The sequence below is a fragment of the Staphylococcus simulans genome (assembly GCF_025561465.1).
GTDB lineage: Bacteria > Bacillota > Bacilli > Staphylococcales > Staphylococcaceae > Staphylococcus > Staphylococcus simulans.
Genome location: NZ_CP095100.1, coordinates 761,137 through 781,631 on the forward strand (window position 1 = coordinate 761,137; position 20,495 = coordinate 781,631).

The following is a 20,495-nucleotide window of genomic DNA, read 5'->3' on the forward strand; positions in this document are numbered from 1 at the left end:
GTATATTGGTGCGTCGTATGCATATTAAAGCTCGTTCTTAAATTGTTTATGGTCATTCAAGTAAGCATAGAATAGACCGATGATTAATCCGCCGCCGATATAGTTACCGATGAATGCAGCTATGATATTGATGACTGCAGGCCAGAAGTGTAAAACATCTGATTGGTAAATAGCACCGCCGATAAATAGACATGCGTTATAAACAACGTGTTCGTAACCCATGAATGCGAAGATAGCAACCCCAAACATCATCACAAACATTTTTGCTAGAATGTCTTCAATTTGCATCGCAATAACTAATGAGATATTGATAAAGAAGTTGGCAAAAATTGCTTTAGCTAATATTTGAGTAAAGTCAGCTGTCATTGTTTTGTGATGTAGCAAGACTTCTAATTGTTTCATCATTTCTGGTGTAACGACATCACTGAAACGTAAGATAATAAAGAAGGCTAGGGCACCTAACATATTACCGATGAAACATAACATAAAGATTTGGAAAGCGCGCCATGGCGAAATAACTTTATAATATAAACCCACTGTGAAATACATAAAGTTACTTGTCAGGAGTTCTGAATTGGTAAAAAGAATCAGTACTAAGGCAAAGCTGAAGGCAACTGATCCGACGATGTTGATAATTCCTGTGTTGATTTCTCCTGTGTGTACTTCTTGTACAAAACCAGCTTTAATGGCTAATACAAAGACTGCAATAATACTGATAATAAAACCTGCCATCATGGCACGTAATAAATAGCGCTTAAAATAAGTCGCTTGTAAGACGTCTTTAGTTTGGATAGTTTTAACAACTTCTTTAACCCATTTACGTCCATAAAATACATTATCCCAACGGATATATTTTTCACTGTTCATTCCTAAAAAAACTCCTCGCTCTAGCAAAATGTTTAATATTAATTCAGGCTGAGAGGGTTATCTCATTTTCTGTAATGCATATAGTATAATCGCATTTCTTATTTTTGTGAATACTTTCACATAAACTTTTTTTATAAATATGACTGTCTCGTGAAAATTATTGAAATACTGCATTTGTATATAAAACAGTGATTGTGTCAAAAAGACAATTGTCTCTATGTACATGACAAAGAATCAGAAAATTATCAAAAGTACATTGCGCTTTTATAAAACTCCGTGCTATAATGTTCAAATAAAATGTATTTACTAAATGGACACTGTTCATTGTGTGTGTTTTAGGAATACAATATTTTATTTGAGTGCGAAATGCATTAAAATGCGCGATGACTGCTTTTGTTGTATTTTAGGAAAAAATAAATGAAAGCGCATACATAAAAGTGTAATTTTTATGTTTTCATCTAGAAATTTTATAGTATAATAGCCTCAATGGGCTTGAAAAGTTACAAATCGATAGCAAAAAGAAACATTGTTAAATTTTTCGCAATCTTTTAAATTTTAGTAAATTGGGACGCTGAAATAGAAAGAGAGAATGGGGCAGCTATCGATAACTTGTAATAGGGCCTGGAAATCATGAAAGAGAAGGGGTATTTTCTAATGGAAGAAACTCAATTACACAGGGGATTAAGTTCTAGACAGATTCAAATGATCGCACTCGGTGGTACCATCGGCGTTGGTTTATTTATGGGTGCGACAAGTACAATTAAATGGACAGGACCATCTGTTATTTTTGCTTATTTAATTGTTGGACTATTTTTATTTTTAGTAATGCGTGCAATGGGAGAAATGGTTTACTTACATCCTACTACAGGTTCATTTGCAAACTTCGCAAGTGACTATATTCATCCAGTAGCAGGATATTTAACAGCCTGGAGTAACATATTCCAGTGGGTTGTAGTTGGTATGAGTGAAGTTATCGCAGTCGGAGAATACATGAGATATTGGTTCCCAGAACTTCCGGATTGGATTCCTGGTGTTATCGTTATTGTATTATTAGCTTCAGCGAACTTAGTATCAGTTAAAGCGTTCGGTGAATTTGAATTCTGGTTCGCGATGATCAAGATTGTCACTATTGTTTTAATGATTATTGCTGGTTTCGGTTTGATTTTCTTCGGACTTGGTAACGGCGGAAATGCCATCGGTTTATCTAACTTATGGTCACACGGCGGTTTCCTTCCTAACGGTTGGCTTGGCTTCTTCTTTGCTTTATCAATCGTTGTAGGTTCTTATCAAGGTGTAGAATTAATCGGTATCACAGCAGGGGAAACTAAAAATCCTCAAAAGAATATTAAAAAAGCAGTTAACGGTGTTATCTGGCGTATTTTAATCTTCTATATCGGAGCTATCTTCGTTATTGTAACTGTTTATCCATGGGATCAACTTGGTACAATCGGTAGTCCATTCGTAGCAACATTCGCGAAAGTCGGTATTACAATTGCAGCTGGTTTAATCAACTTCGTAGTATTAACAGCCGCAATGTCAGGATGTAACTCAGGTATCTTCAGTGCGAGCCGTATGATTTATACATTGGCACAACACAAACAATTACCTAGATTCTTCTTGAAAGTAATGAAAAATGGTGTACCTGTATACACAGTACTTGCGATTTCAATCGGTATCTTTATCGGTGTTATCTTAAACGTTATCTTACCTTTATTCATTAAAGGTGCAGACAGTATTTTCGTATATGTTTATAGTGCATCAATCTTACCTGGTATGATTCCTTGGTTTATGATTTTAATCAGTCATATCCGCTTCAGACGCCTTCATCCTGAAGAAGTCCAAGGTCATCCATTCAAAATGCCAGGCGGAGCACCAGCAAGCTTTGCGACTATTATTTTCTTAATTATCGTATTAATCGGTATGTTGCTTAATAAAGAAACAGTTGTATCAGTTGTTATCGGATTCTTATTCTTAGGTTTCATGACAGCGTTCTACTTCATCAGAGGATACGACAAATTACCTTATAAAGATCAACATTTAGAATAATATAAGACAAATGAAAAAGAGTTGGGCGTTATGCTCAACTCTTTTTTAATGTTCAAATTTAATTTTAGAAAGATGTTTCTTATAGTTGTTTAAAGCCATTTTAGATTGCGTAATTGTATCTAACGCATTTGAAAAGTCCATAGACAAATAACGGTAATACAGCACATTGATAGTAAAGAGCTGGGCTGTCAGAGAAGTAGTAGCCGCCATACGAAACTCATTTTCTTCTGATTCGCTGTAAATCAAATCAATATCACTATAGCGTGTCATCGGATTATGATGTGTACCCATTAAGGTAATCAGGCACAAATGATAATCCGACGCAACACGTGCAATGGCTTCGAGTTCATTGTGTTCACCGCTATTAGAAATTAAGAATAATGTATCACGGGCATCATGGGTTGCAATTAAACTGATTAACGCGTGTACACTTTCAACGCATTGCGCATTTAAACCAACCTTAGATAGTTTCTGTGTTAAATCTAATGCTGAAACAAAGGAAGCGCCAAAGCCAAATAAGAAGATGGTACGTGAACGTTTCAACCTGATACAGACTTGTTCAATCTTCTGTTCATCAACTTCATCTGAAACTCTACATAATGTTTGAGTACTGCGTGACAACATTTTGCGTTTAATAGAATCAATCGATTCATTCGGTTGTAATTCAATAGGTTGGGGTTTTGTACGTTTGGAAAGGTATTTTGATACTTCTGTTTTTAATTCTTGAAAGCCGCCATCTGTTACTTTGTAACCGAAGCGGACGACCGAAGAAGGACTGGTATTGGTGCTGTTCGCTAAATCTAAAGTTGTCATATCAATGACTTTTTGTGGCCGTTTTAAAATAAAGTCTGCGATTTTTTTCTCGCTTTTAGTTAAAACATTATATTTTGTTTCTAGTTTAAATAGTATGTTTGTCATCATAATCACCTGCTCTATGAAAAAACAAAGCTGCTTTTTCATTTGTTTTGTAAATCATAGATAGCAGTAAACAGAACCCTTAGTTGCTACAGTTTACTTTGATTATTGTTTGTACGCCTATTAAAGCACGACTCAGACAAACCGACAGTCTCCCAATTATCAGTTCATCTTTATAATGGTTTCTAGTGTACTATAGGATGACAGCTAACACAATTGAGAATTTTAAAAACAACACTCACTAGTATTATCATACCTAACTGATAAAGATTTAAACGATTAACGTAAAAATATTAAAAAATTAGTCAATAATTGAGTGTGAGGTTAAAAGAAAAAGCAAGTGATGAATGGGTTTTTGCCACGTTTTGATCATCACATTTGTATTGCCAGTGTTAAGGATTACTAACGGCTGCAAGATTAATTTGGCTAATAAGTCACAGTAGCGTTGTGTAATAAAAGAAGGGTGTGTTTCAACTAAGCTTTGTGCTTTATGATAATATGCTTGTAGATATGTTGTGATATCATTTGCAGTCTGTTCAGCAGGCTTCTGTTGATTTAAAGTTATATAGTGATGATAGGTGTCGCTTAAAGTAATCAAATGAATCAGTTGTGCGTAAATATCTGTTTCAATGGTTTGTTTTGTCATTACTAATCATTCCTTAAAAGATAAATTTAATTTGTGATTTGAAAGCCGATAACTTAAGATAAATGCATGAGAAGTTAAATTTTGTATAGAGGAGCATCTTATGGAGTTAAAAAATAATAAGCCAGCATGGAGAGATTTAACGTTAATTCCGATTGGTTTTGTTTTAATCTTTCTATTTACTTTTTTAGAAACGTTAATAGCAGCCAATTTTAATGTACCGATGACCGTTGAAACATTGATTCCAATTTCAGCTATAGGTCAAATCAATACATATATCGCACTTTTAATTATTTACTATTATTTTCACTATAGTGAAATGCCTATGAAATTGTCATCAGGATGGCATTATGTTAAGAAACATTGGTTGTTCTTGTTAATTATGCTGCTGATCGCAATGGGAGGAGAAACACTCTACAATTATTTGGTTTCGTTCTTGCCTGAAAATTTACAGTATACAGAAACACAAAATGAACAGGAATTAGAATTATTGTTCAGAAATCCGGCATTTTTACCTTTCACATTTATTTTTGTAGTAATTATAGGTCCTGTTGTTGAAGAATTATTCTTCCGTACCATTTTGATTGGAGAGTTAGGGAAGAAGTTGAATTATATTGTCATGGCAATTATTTCGGTTATCAGCTTTGCGTTGATTCATGTTACAGGAGCCGAATCTCCATTTGAAATCGGGTCCTATTTAATTATGGCAATTGTTATTGTTTATGTATATTTCAAATCAGGTAAAAATACTGCAGCTACTATCGCAATTCACATCGCGAATAATTTCGTTTCTTTCATCATCACAATTTTATATCTATAATAAAAAAATCCAACTGAGGTGTATCCCTTAGTTGGATTTTAAAAATTGTTGATAATTATAGATAGTAATATCGTGAGTCTTTAATGTTTTATGGAATGAATAAGAGATGTCTTGAATCGCTTGAATCGGTATTTCTTTTGTATGTCCATGACCAATATCGAAAATAACGACACGCCATTCAGCTTTGCGACATATCAATCCGATAAAGATGACATTTTCAGTATAGGTCTCACTTTCCAAATCATATTCGACTAACATCACATTACGCTCTGCGCAAAAAATTAATAAGTCTGAAAAGATTTGCGGTATTGTCTCGTTTGGATTAGATTCAAATTTAATGTAGCGATCCATGCGTTTTAACAAACGTCTGATATGTGTTGCTGGCTGATTGAGACATTTCTTGATAATTTGTGCAATTTCTTTTTTATAAGGTAAACGAGAATAAGATTGACTCTCGTTTAATGTCATAAATAAAGCTAGCATTTGTGCTTCGTTTAATTCGAGTTGAATCGGTGCAGGATGGCTTTGAATCTGGTATCCGCCGAGCATGCCTTGTTTTGCGATAATTTGGACACCTTGTTTTTCAAGATCTTGGATATCTCTTAATATCGTACGCTTTGAAACTTTAAGTGTTTTCGCAAGTTGTGCTGCAGTGAGTTGATGGTTGGTTTCAATTGCCTGAACAAGTTTATTTTGACGTTCTATTTTATTCAATTAAGCCACCTCCGATATATTACATATTACAATCATTATATCATATCTCTTAAAATTTGATGTTTTTAGGTAATGTACTTGTAGAAAAAATTAAAAAAAGTCGAAAAAATTTCAAGTAAACGCTTACATTTTATAAAATTATGTGCTAAACTATCATTAGTAACTAGGAGATAGCACTTAGTGAACAAAGGGGTAATGATAAATCATGTCGTGTGATTTATTAGAACGTGCGAATCACTAGTTAATTAACATCTTCAATATTATTACTTACTTTCCTTTCTATGCCGACTAGTTAAGCTAGTCGGTTTTTTTATTGATTATAAAGTCGTTAACAGTTCATTTGTGTTCCATGCTAGAATGAAAACATACATAAGAAAAATAAAGGATGAGGTGTGTAATTTGAATCGTAATCAACTGCTTCAATTAGACCAAGCAATCAGACACTGGTTGAAAGGGTTAGATGATATTATTCCTAAACTGATTGCGGATATGCATACAGAAACAAAAGCAAATCAGTTTGATTTAGTAACCAATGTAGATCAAATGATTCAAGATCAATTTGACGCATTTTTAAAAGAACATTACCCAAGTCATGAACTTTTCGCTGAAGAAAAAAATAATGATTTAGTAGATGCGAAACATGGCGATGTTTGGATAATGGATCCGATTGACGGTACTGCGAATTTAGTAAAACAAAAAACAGATTATTGTATTATCTTAAGCTATTTCTCTGAAGGTCAACCGATGCTTGCTTACATTTATGATTATCCGCACCATACACTTTATAAAGCCATCAGAGATGAAGGTGCATTTGAAAATGAAGTACGTATGCCTAAGGTTCCTTCTTTAGATATCAGTGAAATGATTCTGTCGTATAATCCATATGTTTTAAATGATCATACACAAGCAGATTTAAAAGCGGCAGCATTCAGTTATCGATTAATCGGGGCTTGCGGATTAGATTCTTTACGCGTGATGAAAGGTCAATTCGGAGCACACATTAATACAAATGCGAAACCGTGGGATATTTCTGCACAGTTTTTATTTGCGAAAGAACTTGATTTGAAAATGACGAATCTTGATAATGAACCAATTGATTTTGCGGTTGGCGGACCGTTTATTATTAGTAATAAAGGGTGTCATGAAGCGGTCCTTGAAATATTAAATCAAAAAGGCGGTTATCAAGTTAATAAAATAACTAAGACTTAAGCACCATGTTAGTTAAAATCAACTATAATATAATGGATTGAAATGAAAGATGAGGAGTGGTTGGGTGAAGAGAACAGATAAACCTGGTCGTAAAATGGGACTTGTACCAAAAATATTATTATGGGCATTTGGAATTTTAGTAATACTTGCGCTTATTGCAGCAATCTACTTAGCAATTAAGATTTTTGCGGTTGGCGGAAAGATTCATAACCCTCTAGACAGAGACAAATCAGAATTACGAAAAGAAAAAGTAGATTTAAATAAAGGTGATCCATTCACAATTGCTTTATTTGGTGTGGATAGTAATGAAAAACGTCAAAGTGAAGGGGACGGACAACGTTCTGACTCAATCATGGTGTTATCTATTAATCCAGATAAAAAGACAACTGAAATTGTCAGTATCCCACGTGATACTCAAGCTGAAATTGTCGGACATGATTCAGTAGAGAAAATCAATCATGCTTATGCGTATGGTGGTCCGGATATGGCTGTGAAATCACTTGAGAAATTGTTGGATGTACCGATTGATCATTATGCGACAGTTGATATGGATGGCATCAAAGGTATGGTCGATGAAATCGGCGGTGTAGATGTTATCAGTAATGCGACATTTAGTTATAGTGGTTACAGCTTTGTGAAGGGCGAAAAAACACATTTAGATGGTGATAAAGCTTTAGCGTTTATTCGTTCACGTAAAGAAGAAGGTGCAGGCGGTGACTTCGGTCGTCAAGAGCGCCAACAATTAGTGTTACGTGGTATTGCGAATGAATTAACAAGTGTGAAGTCACTAACGAACTTTAATGGTGTGACGGATCAAATCAAAGAGAATGTTACAACTGACCTATCTCTAGGTGAATTAAATACAGTCCGTTCTAAATATCAAAAAGCAAATGAAAATATGAACCGTTTAGAACTACAAGGCGGTGGAGGTATTCAAAGTGATGGCGTTTATTACTTTGTACCTGATGAAAGTTCATTGAATAACGTTTCAAATGCGCTAAGACAAAATTTAGAATTATAAATGAAATGCCAAGGCAGGGTTAATCTTTGTCTTGGTATTATTTTACCCTAAAATTTAAAATTGTATATAAATAAAATACATGTTTTGGGGTAATGATAAACAGAGGGGGAATTTTTTATGACAAATAATAATAAAGATCAAAATAAAGTAGATGAAAAAGAAGTACAAGATGTATCTGAAATGGTTGATGAAGGCGGCTTAGGTGCAGATAATTATTATGGCATCAATGAATTCCAACCGAATGGCAACACTGTAGAAGTTGGAATTGATCAATTCAAATTGAAAGTCAGCGAATATAATGATGCTGATTTAGTCAATTCATTAATTGCACATGCAGATGCAAACCATAATGAAGAAAAATTTGATGAAGCTATCAATATTATTAAACAAGAAGTATTAGGTAGATTACACGATAAGTAAGCAAAATACCGGCATGTGATATGTCGGTATTTTTTAAAAGAAAGTTCAAACTAATTCGTCTATGAAATAGAGTAATACATTATGTTAAATCCTTTAAATCGGCACCAAAAAAAGAGATTCATGAATAAAAAGTTTAATATGTCAACTTTAGAGAGAATATATAAGTATGGGGCTTAACATTTAACTTTAAAAGTAATAGAATTAGTAATAAGACTATTTTTTATTGCGTGGGGCAAAAAAAGACTAGTCTTCAATATTTACGGAATATATAAAATAAATAGAGGTTTAGGAAATGAGTTGAATCTTTAGAGGCTGAATGTTTCTAAAGGAAGTGAGATGCAACCGCAAACTTCGTTGCATTGTTCATCTAAAGATTGCTTAATTTCAATAGATATTAATGTTGATACATACATTCGTATCTGTGACGTAAGCGTGACATCGGGGATTTTATGCGACTCTTATACTGTTCTTTTGACCCTCATCAATCAGAATGCAGTATACCTGTCGGTATGTCATCAGCTTAAACACATTTGCAAGACCTCAGAATATAGGGGTGATTACATGCAAGAACATCTTGTCCTTACATTAGACGGGAAAGACTATCTTGTGGAACCAGGTACGAATCTTCTCCAGTTTATTAAATCTAGAGATACATTTGTGCCGTCAATCTGTTATAACGAATCATTAGGGCCGATTGAAACTTGTGATACATGTGCAGTAGAAATCGACGGAAAGATTGCACGTGCATGCGGCACAACAATTGATCGACCAATGGTCGTTAATACGACAAACAGCGATGTTAAAGCATCTCAAAAAGAAGCTTTAGACCGTATTTTAGAAAAGCACATTCTGTATTGTACAGTATGTGACTACAACAACGGTGATTGTGAAATCCATAATACAATGGATGAATTCGGTGTTCAGGAACAATCATATGAATATAAAGACAAAGGTTACGAGAAAGACTTCGGTCCTTTCTATCGTTATGACCCAAGTCAATGTATTCTTTGCGGTCGTTGTGTAGAAGTTTGTCAAGACGTTCAAGTCAATGAAACATTATCAATCGACTGGGAACGTGAACAACCACGTGTTATCTGGGATAACGACGTATCAATCAACGAATCATCATGTGTATCTTGCGGACAATGTGCGACTGTATGTCCATGTAACGCAATGATGGAAAACCACATGGTGGGTGAAGCAGGTTACATGACTGATACTGAACCAGGTACATTAGCAGACATGATTGACTTAACTAAGAAAGCAGAACCAGGTTATGGTCCATTATTCGCAATTTCAGATTCAGAATCTGCATTACGCGAAGAACGTATTGAGAAAACGAAAACAGTATGTACATACTGTGGTGTGGGATGCTCATTTGATGTATGGACGAAAGACCGTGAAATTCTTAAAGTTCAACCGCAACATGATTCACCAGCTAACCGTATTTCGTCTTGTGTGAAAGGTAAATTCGGTTGGGACTTCGTCAACTCTGAAGAACGTTTAACGAAACCTTTAGTACGTAAAGGTGACGAATTCGTTGAAGTAGAGTGGGAAGAAGCATTGAACGTAATTAGCGAAAACTTCTTACGTATCAAAGAAGCTAAAGGTTCAGATGCATTATCATTCATCGCATCATCTAAAGGTACAATTGAAGAATCTTACTTGATGCAAAAATTAGCACGGCAAATGGGTACAAATAACGTCGATAACTGTTCACGTTATTGTCAAGCACCCGCAACGAAAGGTTTATTCAGAACTGTAGGTCACGGTGGTGACTCAGGTTCAGCGGATGATTTAATGAAAGCAGGCATGGTGGTATTAGTAGGTACAAACACTGCTGAAGCTCACCCAGTTATTGCTTCTAAAATCAAACGTGGACATAAATTATTCGGTAACAAACTTCATGTATTCGACATTCGTCGTCATGAAATGGCTGAACGTGCAGACAAATTCTATCAACCAAAACCAGGTACTGACTTGGCATGGTTAGCTGCAGTTACGAAATACATTATCGATAACGACCTTCACGATAAAGCATTTATCGATGAGTGGGTAGATCACTTCGATGAGTACTACAAATCATTAGCACCATTCACATTAGAATTTGCGGAAGAAACAACAGGTATTCCTAAAGATGACTTGATTCACTTCGCACATGAAATGGTTGATTCTAATGGCGTATGTATCGCTTGGGCGATGGGTGTTACTCAACAAGACATCGGTAGTGATACAAGTACTGCAATCTCTAACTTGTTATTAGTAACAGGTAACTATAGAAGAGAAGGTACAGGTGCTTATCCATTACGTGGTCACAACAACGTACAAGGTTGTAGTGATGGCGGTAGTATGCCGGATAAATTCCCTGGTTACCAAGATGTAACTGACGATGAAGTACGTGCGAAATTCGAAAAAGCATGGGGTATGGAACTACCAGCTATTGCTGGACGTGATAACCATCAAATGATGGAAGGTATCCATAACGATGAAATCGACGCAATGTACATCTATGGTGAAGACACTGGTATCGTAGATGCAAACATCAACTTTGTACAAGCAGCACTTGAAAAAGTCGACTTCTTAGTCGTTCAAGATGCATTCTTGACACAAACAGCACGTTTCGCAAACGTTGTTTTACCAGCTAGTCCTTCACTTGAAAAAGAAGGTACTTTCGCAAATACAGAACGTCGTATCCAACGTTTATATCAAGCAATGAAACCATTAGGCGACTCAAAACCTGACTGGGAAATCATTCAATTGATCGCAAACAAAGTTGGATTAAACTGGAACTACTCACATCCAAGTGAAATCATGGATGAAATGGCAAGCTTAACACCATTATTCGCTGGTGTAAGATATGACCGTTTAGAAGGTTACAATTCATTACAATGGCCTGTACATGAAGATGGAACAGATGAACCTACTTTATACTTAGACGGGTTCAACTTCCCTAATAAACGTGCCAAATTATATCCATTAACATTCGACAACTTCTTCAAAGAAGATGAAGAATATGATATCCATGTTAACAATGGTCGTATCCTAGAACACTTCCATGAAGGTAATATGACTTACCAAGTGCCTGGTATCAAATACAAAGTGCCGAATGTTTACGTTGAAATCTCACCAGAACTTGCGGAAGACCGCGGTATTCATGAAGGTGCAGATGTTAGATTAGTTTCTTCAACAGGTCAAGTTGAATTAGTTGTTCACATTACTGACCGTGTTAAAGGTAAAGAAATCTATATTCCGATGAATAATAACGCTGACGAAGATGGTACTGCAGGTGCAGTCAATATGCTGACAAACAGTGACGTTGACAAAGACACAGATACACCATCTTACAAACGTACATCAGCACGTATGGAAGTTATTACACGTAGAGGTAAGTCACCACTTAACCCTTCTAACTTCCGTGTGAATACAGAACGTAACCCGCAATACAGTGTTCAAGTTCAGAAAAAATGGGCACGTCCAGACTACGTGTTCCCAGGAAATCAGGTGAGACACGATGGCTGAAAACATTAGAAAAATCAAACGTATGGAAATTTCACATGAAGAGCAAAAAGCGAAAGATCTTGCAGAAGTAACTGATGCTATTTCAGAAAACAAAGATGTCATCATCAAAGCGATCCGTTTAATGCGTGTCTTAGATGATGCGAAAATCTTAGACGCTGGTATCGGCGCAGTTGAAAAACGTGGCTTCATTACAAACAAGATCACAAAAGAGTTGAATAAAGAGCAATATACTGGCTTATTAAACAACTTAGCACCACTTGTATTCATGCTTGGTAAAGTGGATGTAGCAGGTACAGAAGAAATGTTGCTTAAGTTGAACAAAGGACTTAAAAATGCGAATGCTGCAAGTCCAAATCAACGTACAACAATTTCTAGCTTAGTCGGCTTATTGAAAGACGATGAAGCAAACAGAAGTATTACGTATTTCGTAAACTTATTAAAAGGAATGTCACGCGAAGATTAAGCGCCATTCTATAAGAGCTGTTCTGTTTAGAACGGCTCTTTTTTTACATACAGAATCTATCTGCCGACGCTGTCAGAAATATGATAAACTTTAATAGAATTTAGATGTAGATGATAGAAAGAAGGTGTTGACGATTAACCCGAACATATTAAAAGCTTTAGCACTGATTTCAAATTTATTTGTCGTGCTTGGTTTTATTTTTTTGATTATGATGAAAGCCGTGCTTGCGATTACCATGTTTGCGATCGGTTTAATTATCAGTTTAATGATGTTTAATGTTTTATTCCGTGACAGAACAGGAATGAAGATAATTATCAATCTCTCTTTTACAATTGTGATGATTGTGATCATTGCAGCATACTTTATGTTGAAATAGAAAAAATACATGAGGAGTTCGCATAATGAATCGTAAAGTAAAAACGCGTATTTTCAGGCTGTTTGTCGGCTTAATTCTTTTAACTTTTATTATTCTATTTATCATTAATGAAACGAATTGGTTCAGCAATGATAAGAATTATACATTTGATGAAGCTGTTCAACTTCAAACTTCAAAAGGTGTATTGAATACGAAAGAAGACAATGGTCAATTTGTGAATGCATCTAAAGCAGATGTTGAACAAGCTATGGCAATTAAAAGACAGAATCATAATATCAGTTATATGGATATTTCAGAGCCTGTCTCAATGGATGAAAAAGAAGTGAATCAATTATTAAAAGGCAAAGGCGTGCTTGAAAATAAAGGGGACGCATTTTTAAAGGCACAAGATAAATATGATGTGAATGTTATTTATCTCGTCAGTCATGCATTAGTGGAAACAGGACATGGTCGTTCTGAGTTATCGAAAGGCATTAAGTTTAAAGGAAAAACATATTATAATTTTTATGGCATCGGTGCGTTTGATGAAGACGCAATGAAGCATGGCCATAGTTATGCGAAAAAGCAGAAGTGGACGTCACCAGAACGTGCAATTATGGGCGGTGCACGTTTTGTACGAGAAGACTTCTTTGATAAAGGACAAATTTCACTTTATCAAATGCGTTGGAATCCTAGCAATCCTGGTCAGCATCAATATGCGAGTGACATCGGTTGGGATCAAAATATTGCAGGTATGATGGATACGTATTATCAAAAATATGGTATTAAAAAAGATGATATTCGTAAAAACTTCTATAAATAACCAAAGAGGGCAGCAGCCCTCTTTTTTAAGCTATCCAGCTAGATACATAGGAAATAGGGAATATGATAGAATAAATAGGAAGTGTTAAAAAGAGGTGGATTATTGAGATGAAAATAGCAATTGTCGGCGGCGGCATTGGCGGACTCACCGCAGCTGCCTTATTACATGAACAAGATCACGAAATACATGTATTTGAACAACAAGATGAAATCAAAGAAATCGGTGCAGGTATCGGCATCGGTGGTAATGTATTAGACAAACTCGGCAATCATGATATGGCAAAAGGAATTAAAAATGCAGGACAAGTCATCAAAGAAATGGAAATTTTAGATGACAAAGGACATGTATTAAATAAAGCAGTGATGAAAAAAGGAACAGTTAATTTAACACTGCCAAGACAAGCTTTATTAGATGTTATCGCATCTTATGTTCCAAAAGAATTAATCCATACAGGAACTAAAATCGTGAAACTCGTACAAAACAGTTCGAAAGTTACTTTAACAACTGCACAAGGTGATACACATTACTTTGATTTATGTATCGGTGCAGATGGCGTACATTCAATTATTCGTGGACAAGTAAACCCTAAAGCCACTGTTAACTACCAAGGTTATACATGCTTCAGAGGAATGGTCGACGATGTAACTTTGAATGATCCGCATACAGCGAAAGAGTTTTGGGGTGCTAAAGGCCGTGTAGGGATTGTACCGATGTTAAATAACCAAGCGTATTGGTTTATTGCGGTTAATGCGAAAGAAAACGATCCTAAATTTAAAGAGTTCACGAAACCTTATATTCAAGCATATTACAATAACTATCCAAATGAGGTCAGACGTATTCTAGACCAACAAAGTGAAACGGGTATTTTACACCATAATATTTACGATTTAACACCGCTTCAATCCTTCGTCTATGGTCGCACATTATTACTAGGTGATGCAGCTCATGCGACAACACCGAATATGGGACAAGGTGCAGGACAAGCGATGGAAGATGCGATTGTGTTAGCAAATTGCTTAAATACTTATGATTTCAGAGAAGCTTTAGCACGTTATGATGCGTTACGTGTGAAACATACTGCAAAAGTGATTAAACGTTCTCGCAGTATCGGTAAAAAAGCACAATATCAAAATGGCTTGATGATTGGCTTGCGCAACTTTGTGTTGAAACGCACACCGTCTAAATTGATTTCAAATCAAGCGAAATTCTTATACAAAACGAAATCTGTATAAACAACCAACATCGTTTAAAACGATAAAATAAAGAAATAAAAAATGAGGTCTGGGATATTTTCCCAGGCCTCATTTTACTTAAGTGTAAATATCTTATTTAACGTTATTTACAACATATTGTGGTGCTTTGTTATCTTTTAAGACATCTACTGTGTTATTTGCGACGATTTCAGCCATGCCATCACGTGCTTCAAATGTAGCGTTACCGATATGCGGCGTAATCACGACATTGTCTAGTGATTTCAAGTCTTCAGTGATTTTCGGTTCGAATTCATAAACGTCTAACGCTGCACCTTCGATGACTTTGTCTTTCAATGCATCAGCAAGTGCTTGTTCGTTTACAATCGGACCACGCGCAGCATTAACTAAATAAGCTGTCGGTTTCATTTGTTTGAATTGTTCTGTATCGAACAAGTGGTGCAATTCTGGTTTGTAAGCAGCGTTGATTGTGATAAAGTCTGATTCTTTTAATAATGTGTCAAAATCAACGTATTTCGCACCTAATTCTTTTTCTTTATCTTCTTTACGATGTGGACCTGTATAAAGGATATCCATATCGAATGCTTTCGCACGTTTAGCAACTGCATAACCGATATTTCCTAAACCGAAGATACCGATAGTTTTACCTGATACTTCACGTCCTCTGAAGAATAATGGTGCCCAACCATCGAATCCTTTCGTACGTGATAACTGATCACCTTCAGCAATACGACGTGCCACTGCAAGAACTAACGCAAATGTTAATTCTGCTGTTGAGCGTGTTGAAACGCCAGGTGTGTTTGTCACATAGATGCCTTTAGATTCAGCATATTCAATATCTACGTTATTAAAGCCGGCACCGTAGTTTGCGATCACTTTTAAGTTTTCGCCTGCTGCGATGACGTCTTTATCTACGTTTGTAGATAAAATACTGATTAATGCATCCGCATCTTTCACGCCATTTTTTAATGTTTCTTGATCCACAACTCCTGGACCATCGTACATATCGACTTCGATATTATTCTTTTCTAGAATATCAAGTCCTACTTGTGGGATAGGGCCTGCAATATAGACCTTAGCCATACAAAACACTCCCTTTCTTAGTTTATATATCAATTATATTAAAAGGAAGAAGGAGAAACAATGAATACACCGTAAGCGTATGCATGACTATGAAATGAGTTTTAACCCAACAGAAGAAACGACAATTAAGCCGATACAAAGAATACGCCAGATATTTTTGGATTCATTATAAAATATCATACTGATAATTGCACCGCCGCCAGTTCCAATACCTGTCCAAATCGCATAAGCAGTACCCATCGGGATGGAATTCATAGCGAGTGATAAAATACTGAAACTGAAGATAAAGGCGATACCTAATAACACAATATAAAATTTCTTGCCTGTTCGATTTAATTCATTTAAAAGAATCACGCCAAGAATTTCGAAACAGCCTGCGATAAATAAATATAACCATGCCATCAGTGTGAGCCCTCGCTTTCTGTTTCATCTGTTGATACTTTTAGTCCAAGAATACCAATCAATAATAAGATGATGAAAAAGAGTTTGGTAAAGCTGAAGGGGTCGCCATAGACCACCATATCTAAAATAATGGTACCCACTGTACCGATACCTACGAAAATCGCATAAGCCGTTCCCACAGGCAATGATTTACAAGCATTGATTACTAATGCGAAACTGATCGCAATCATAATTAAAGTCAGTCCCCAACTGAGCACTGAATCTGCATTTTTAATACAATTGACCCAAATAATTTCTACTAAGCCAGCTAAAATGACTTTAAACCAGCGCATACACACGCCTCCTTCTTCTTAATTCAGCACTGTCCATTTTCTCAAATTACACACAGAGAAACAATGAATGTGTTTATGAAAAAAGCATCAAAAAAACACACAACGCTGTGGTTGTGTGTGATTAGTTGAAGAAGCGGATAGATAGCGGGATTAGGTATTCCTCGCCATTATATGCTTTGACAGCCGCTATGACTGAGAATACAATGCTCAATATACCGAGAACCGGTAATATTATCATACCAATTAATACGATGCATAAAACTAATGCTACAATCGTCCATATCGTATAAGAAATAACGAAATTAAAATAGTTTTTAGCGGTCTTATTTACAAAATAAGATTCACTGCCTTTGGTTAACCAAATAATTAAGGGTCCGATAATAGTTGTAAAAAAGCTGAGTATATAAATTAAACACGCGAATAAACGTGCATCTTCTGTTGGAAATTGTTGATAGACTTCAGTGTGCTCGGTGACTTGTTCAGGTGAATGTTCCTTAGTCATAGCGCTCCTCCGATATTTAAGATTACTTTAAATATAGCAATAATTGAGTTTAAATGAAACACAATCGGAAAATCTTCAATATTTTTTACCATTTTGGACACCTAACAATAACAATAAATAAAGAGAAGTAGGGTATGAAATATATAGACGTTATTGTTAATAAGTAGCTAACAAATTTTTATTTTATTATTTGTCTAATCATGTTACGATAACTATAATACACTATTTGATGGTCGCAGAAAGCTGTAACTGTGCGTGTTCTAGCATACACAAGTCTCACAAGTTTTCTGTTTTATTTTTCTTTAAGACGGTTAAATAGAATAAATAATATTTTCACACTTCGAGAGACCGTACATCACTTTATTTCTAGCAATAAAGCTATTGTACGGTCTCTCATAATCATGACTAAACAAAGAAAGAAGGTATGAAGCATGAAAATAGCAATTATTGGTTCAGGTAACGGTGCAGTCACAGCAGCCGTTGATATGACAAGCAAGGGCCACGATGTCAAATTGTATTGCCGTAACGCTTCTATCGAAAAGTTCGATAAAGCGATTGAACAAGGCGGTTTCCACTTCAATAATGAAGGTGAAGAAAGCTTTGTGAAATTTACACAAGTCAGCGATGACATCGAAGAGGTTATACAAGATGCAGAAATTATTCAAATGATTATTCCATCAACATTTATTGAATATTATGCACGTATTATGGCGCCGTTCGTTAAGGATGACCAAATTATATTCTTCAACATGGCAGCTGCTATGGGTTCAGCACGATTCCTTAACATATTAGAAGATGAATATATCGATGTATGCCCACGTTTTTGTGAAGCAAACACATTAACGTATGGTACGCGTGTTGACTTTGAAGAGGGTATTGTTGATCTATCTTTAAATGTACGTAAAGTCTATTTCACTTCTTATATTCAAGAACATTTAAGTGAAGACTTTGAAATTGTTGAAAAGATTTATCCTCAAATTATTAAAGAAGAAAACTTATGGAAAACAAACTTAGAAAATGGTAACCCAGAAGTGCACCCAGGACCAACTTTATTAAACGTTGGACGTATTGATTACTCTGGAGACTTCTCATTATATAAAGAAGGGATTACTAAACATACGGTTCGTTTACTGCATGCGGTAGAGCTTGAGCGTCTGTCACTTGGTCGTCGTTTAGGATTCGAACTGCAAACAGCAAAAGAAGCACGTATTCAACGTGGTTATTTAGAAAGAGATCGTGAAGATGAACCGTTAAATCGTCTGTTTAACGAAAGTCCTGTTTTCTCACAAATTCCAGGGCCAAATCACGTGAAGAATCGTTATTTAACTGAAGATATTGCATTCGGTTTAGTCTTATGGTCTAGCTTAGGGCGTGAAATTGGGGTAGAAACGCCGAATATTGATGCGATTATCGTCATAGCTTCTACAATTTTAGAACGTGATTTCTTTGAAGAGGGTCTGACAATCGACGAGTTAGGCAGAGATAAAGTTGGATTAGATTAACAATTAAATAAAGGGGGACATATTATGAAGAGAATGCCGACATTACTTGAATCCATTTCAACCATCGTTGTGATGATGTTATTAGTTATTGTTGGATTTGTGGTATTTGGAATTCCAGTACAACCATTATTAATTCTTTCAGCGGCTTATGCGTCAGTAATTGCCTGGCGTGTAGGCTTACGTTGGAAAGATTTAGAAGAGGGGATTACACAGCGGCTGAGTACAGCGATGCCTACGATTTATATTATTTTATGCGTAGGGATTGTAGTTGGGACATGGATGTATTCTGGAACCGTACCTGCTCTGATTTATTATGGATTAAAATTGTTGAATCCAAGTTATTTCTTGGTCTCTGCGTTTTTAATTTCAGCGATAACGTCTATGGCCACTGGAACCGCTTGGGGTTCTGCATCAACAGCAGGAATCGCGTTAATTGCGATTGCACATCAATTACATATTGATGCGGGTATGGCTGCAGGTGCAATTATTGCAGGTGCAGTTTTCGGTGATAAGTTATCACCACTCTCTGATACAACAAACTTAGCGGCAATGGTCACGAACGTGAACATTTTTGCCCATATTAAAGCGATGTTATGGACGACGATTCCTGCGTCGATTATCGGTATGATAGTTTGGTTCTTTGCGGGATTAAATCATAAATCGAGTGCGGATAAAAGCCAAATCAATGCATTATTACGTCAACTCGAAAATGTATATCATATTAATTTCAGTGTATGGATTCCAGCGATTGTTATCATCGCATGTTTATTATTCCGCTTCTCAACCGTACCGGCTATGTTAGTTTCATGTGTGGCAGCGATCTTTGTCGGAGCACTGAATCATGGCTTTAATTTTACTGATGGTTTTAAAGCTGCGTTTGACGGTTTTAAACCAGATATGATTGTCCATCAAGTCAATTTAAATGATAAAGCGACGACTTTGCTTGAGCAAGGCGGCATGATGAGTATGACACAAGTCATTGTGACAATCTTCTGTGGCTATGCGTTTGCGGGTATTGTCGAAAAATCAGGTTGTTTAACAGTGATGTTGAACACAATTAAAGATAAAGTCACTTCGCCAGGCACATTAATTTTAGTTACAGTAATATCTGGCTTGATTATGGTATTAGCAGCAGGAGTAGCATCTGTTGTGATTATCGTAGTAGGTATGTTGTTATATGATATGTATGATGAGATGAAGCTGTCTCGTACAAACTTATCACGTACACTTGAAGACTCAGGTACGATGATTATTCCATTGATCCCTTGGGGCACATCAGGAATTTATTATACGCAACAATTAGGTGTAAACGTCTATTCTTACTTTATTTGGACGGTACCTTGTTATTTATGTGTGATTTTCGCTATATTCTACGCCTTTACTGGCTGGTCAGTGAAAAAGGTGAAATCACCAGACACAACACATTATACGCAGCACGGTTAAAGATGAACTGTCTCGCTTTTTAAAGTGAGGCAGTTTTTCTTTGACTTTTTACAATTTTTCGGATTTTACACATTAAACGCGTGAATCCAGGGTATAACATACTAATGGTGGAACAATTATAGTTATCTAAGAAGGATTAATTGCAATTCCAATCATTATCATTAAAAAATTAATATTTATTAGGTTTAGTTGTGTACTAAAACGG

20 protein-coding genes are annotated in these 20,495 nt (G+C 35.8%); 12 read left to right on the forward strand and 8 right to left on the reverse strand.

Annotated elements, in window-relative coordinates:
• Nucleotides 1-24: 24 nt before the first annotated feature.
• Nucleotides 25-867, reverse strand: coding sequence for a formate/nitrite transporter family protein (locus MUA87_RS03130; RefSeq protein WP_002479653.1), 843 nt, complete (start codon nt 865-867; stop codon nt 25-27).
• A gap of 654 nt (nt 868-1,521) precedes the next feature.
• Between MUA87_RS03130 and MUA87_RS03135 the strand changes: the two genes are divergently transcribed.
• Complete coding sequence (locus tag MUA87_RS03135) at nt 1,522-2,913, forward strand: amino acid permease (protein WP_057509923.1); 1,392 nt, start codon at nt 1,522-1,524, stop codon at nt 2,911-2,913.
• 45 nt (nt 2,914-2,958) lie between these two features.
• On the opposite strand, the gene MUA87_RS03140 is transcribed toward MUA87_RS03135, so the two are convergent.
• Complete coding sequence (locus MUA87_RS03140; protein ID WP_002479651.1) at nt 2,959-3,831, reverse strand: MurR/RpiR family transcriptional regulator; 873 nt, start codon at nt 3,829-3,831, stop codon at nt 2,959-2,961.
• Between the two features lie 298 nt (nt 3,832-4,129).
• Nucleotides 4,130-4,474 carry a hypothetical protein gene (locus MUA87_RS03145; protein ID WP_002479650.1) on the reverse strand — a complete coding sequence of 115 codons (345 nt, stop codon included), beginning with the start codon at nt 4,472-4,474 and terminating at the stop codon, nt 4,130-4,132.
• 100 nt (nt 4,475-4,574) lie between these two features.
• On the opposite strand from MUA87_RS03145, the gene MUA87_RS03150 reads away from it, so the two are divergent.
• Entirely contained in the window at nt 4,575-5,291 is a 717-nt protein-coding gene (locus MUA87_RS03150) for a CPBP family intramembrane glutamic endopeptidase (RefSeq protein WP_262551287.1), read from the forward strand.
• Nucleotides 5,292-5,318: 27 nt separating this feature from the next.
• On the opposite strand, the gene MUA87_RS03155 is transcribed toward MUA87_RS03150, so the two are convergent.
• Nucleotides 5,319-6,005 carry a helix-turn-helix transcriptional regulator gene (locus MUA87_RS03155; RefSeq protein WP_262551288.1) on the reverse strand — a complete coding sequence of 229 codons (687 nt, stop codon included), beginning with the start codon at nt 6,003-6,005 and terminating at the stop codon, nt 5,319-5,321.
• A 399-nt stretch (nt 6,006-6,404) separates the two neighbouring features.
• Between MUA87_RS03155 and MUA87_RS03160 the strand changes: the two genes are divergently transcribed.
• From MUA87_RS03160 to MUA87_RS03195, 8 genes are all read left to right on the forward strand, one after another.
• Entirely contained in the window at nt 6,405-7,214 is an 810-nt protein-coding gene (locus MUA87_RS03160) for an inositol monophosphatase family protein (RefSeq protein WP_057509918.1), read from the forward strand.
• 64 nt (nt 7,215-7,278) lie between these two features.
• Entirely contained in the window at nt 7,279-8,235 is a 957-nt protein-coding gene (locus MUA87_RS03165; RefSeq protein ID WP_176746711.1) for an LCP family glycopolymer transferase, read from the forward strand.
• A 117-nt stretch (nt 8,236-8,352) separates the two neighbouring features.
• A complete protein-coding gene (locus MUA87_RS03170; RefSeq protein ID WP_002479645.1) occupies nt 8,353-8,655 on the forward strand; it encodes a hypothetical protein in 303 nt (100 codons plus the stop codon).
• A gap of 561 nt (nt 8,656-9,216) precedes the next feature.
• On the forward strand, nt 9,217-12,174 hold the full coding sequence (fdhF, locus tag MUA87_RS03175) for a formate dehydrogenase subunit alpha (protein WP_060803641.1): 2,958 nt from the start codon (nt 9,217-9,219) through the stop codon (nt 12,172-12,174).
• Nucleotides 12,167-12,637 carry a helical membrane plugin domain-containing protein gene (locus tag MUA87_RS03180; protein ID WP_002479643.1) on the forward strand — a complete coding sequence of 157 codons (471 nt, stop codon included), beginning with the start codon at nt 12,167-12,169 and terminating at the stop codon, nt 12,635-12,637. Before fdhF ends, MUA87_RS03180 begins: the two co-directional genes overlap by 8 nt.
• Before the next feature lie 124 nt (nt 12,638-12,761).
• Nucleotides 12,762-13,013, forward strand: coding sequence for a hypothetical protein (locus tag MUA87_RS03185; RefSeq protein WP_037556062.1), 252 nt, complete (start codon nt 12,762-12,764; stop codon nt 13,011-13,013).
• A 25-nt stretch (nt 13,014-13,038) separates the two neighbouring features.
• Nucleotides 13,039-13,815, forward strand: coding sequence for an N-acetylglucosaminidase (locus MUA87_RS03190; protein WP_002479642.1), 777 nt, complete (start codon nt 13,039-13,041; stop codon nt 13,813-13,815).
• A 107-nt stretch (nt 13,816-13,922) separates the two neighbouring features.
• Complete coding sequence (locus tag MUA87_RS03195) at nt 13,923-15,047, forward strand: FAD-dependent monooxygenase (protein WP_057509915.1); 1,125 nt, start codon at nt 13,923-13,925, stop codon at nt 15,045-15,047.
• A 93-nt stretch (nt 15,048-15,140) separates the two neighbouring features.
• Here MUA87_RS03195 and MUA87_RS03200 read toward each other — a convergent pair whose 3' ends face one another.
• The 4 genes from MUA87_RS03200 to MUA87_RS03215 all read right to left on the reverse strand — a co-directional run bounded on the left by MUA87_RS03200 (nt 15,141) and on the right by MUA87_RS03215 (nt 17,345).
• Nucleotides 15,141-16,109, reverse strand: a complete 969-nt coding sequence (locus MUA87_RS03200; protein WP_002479640.1) for a 2-hydroxyacid dehydrogenase family protein — start codon at nt 16,107-16,109, stop codon at nt 15,141-15,143.
• 87 nt (nt 16,110-16,196) lie between these two features.
• Entirely contained in the window at nt 16,197-16,511 is a 315-nt protein-coding gene (locus MUA87_RS03205) for a DMT family transporter (RefSeq protein WP_002479639.1), read from the reverse strand.
• Nucleotides 16,511-16,843 carry a DMT family transporter gene (locus tag MUA87_RS03210; RefSeq protein WP_262551289.1) on the reverse strand — a complete coding sequence of 111 codons (333 nt, stop codon included), beginning with the start codon at nt 16,841-16,843 and terminating at the stop codon, nt 16,511-16,513. The genes MUA87_RS03205 and MUA87_RS03210 overlap by 1 nt, the downstream gene beginning before the upstream one ends.
• Nucleotides 16,844-16,964: 121 nt before the next feature.
• Nucleotides 16,965-17,345: a DUF4870 domain-containing protein gene (locus tag MUA87_RS03215; protein WP_023015020.1), complete on the reverse strand. Its 381-nt coding sequence runs from the start codon at nt 17,343-17,345 to the stop codon at nt 16,965-16,967.
• A gap of 431 nt (nt 17,346-17,776) precedes the next feature.
• On the opposite strand from MUA87_RS03215, the gene MUA87_RS03220 reads away from it, so the two are divergent.
• Both MUA87_RS03220 and nhaC read left to right on the forward strand, forming a co-directional pair.
• Complete coding sequence (locus tag MUA87_RS03220; RefSeq protein WP_002479636.1) at nt 17,777-18,847, forward strand: NAD/NADP-dependent octopine/nopaline dehydrogenase family protein; 1,071 nt, start codon at nt 17,777-17,779, stop codon at nt 18,845-18,847.
• Nucleotides 18,848-18,871: 24 nt separating this feature from the next.
• Complete coding sequence (nhaC, locus tag MUA87_RS03225; RefSeq protein ID WP_023015017.1) at nt 18,872-20,290, forward strand: Na+/H+ antiporter NhaC; 1,419 nt, start codon at nt 18,872-18,874, stop codon at nt 20,288-20,290.
• Nucleotides 20,291-20,495: the final 205 nt, after the last annotated feature.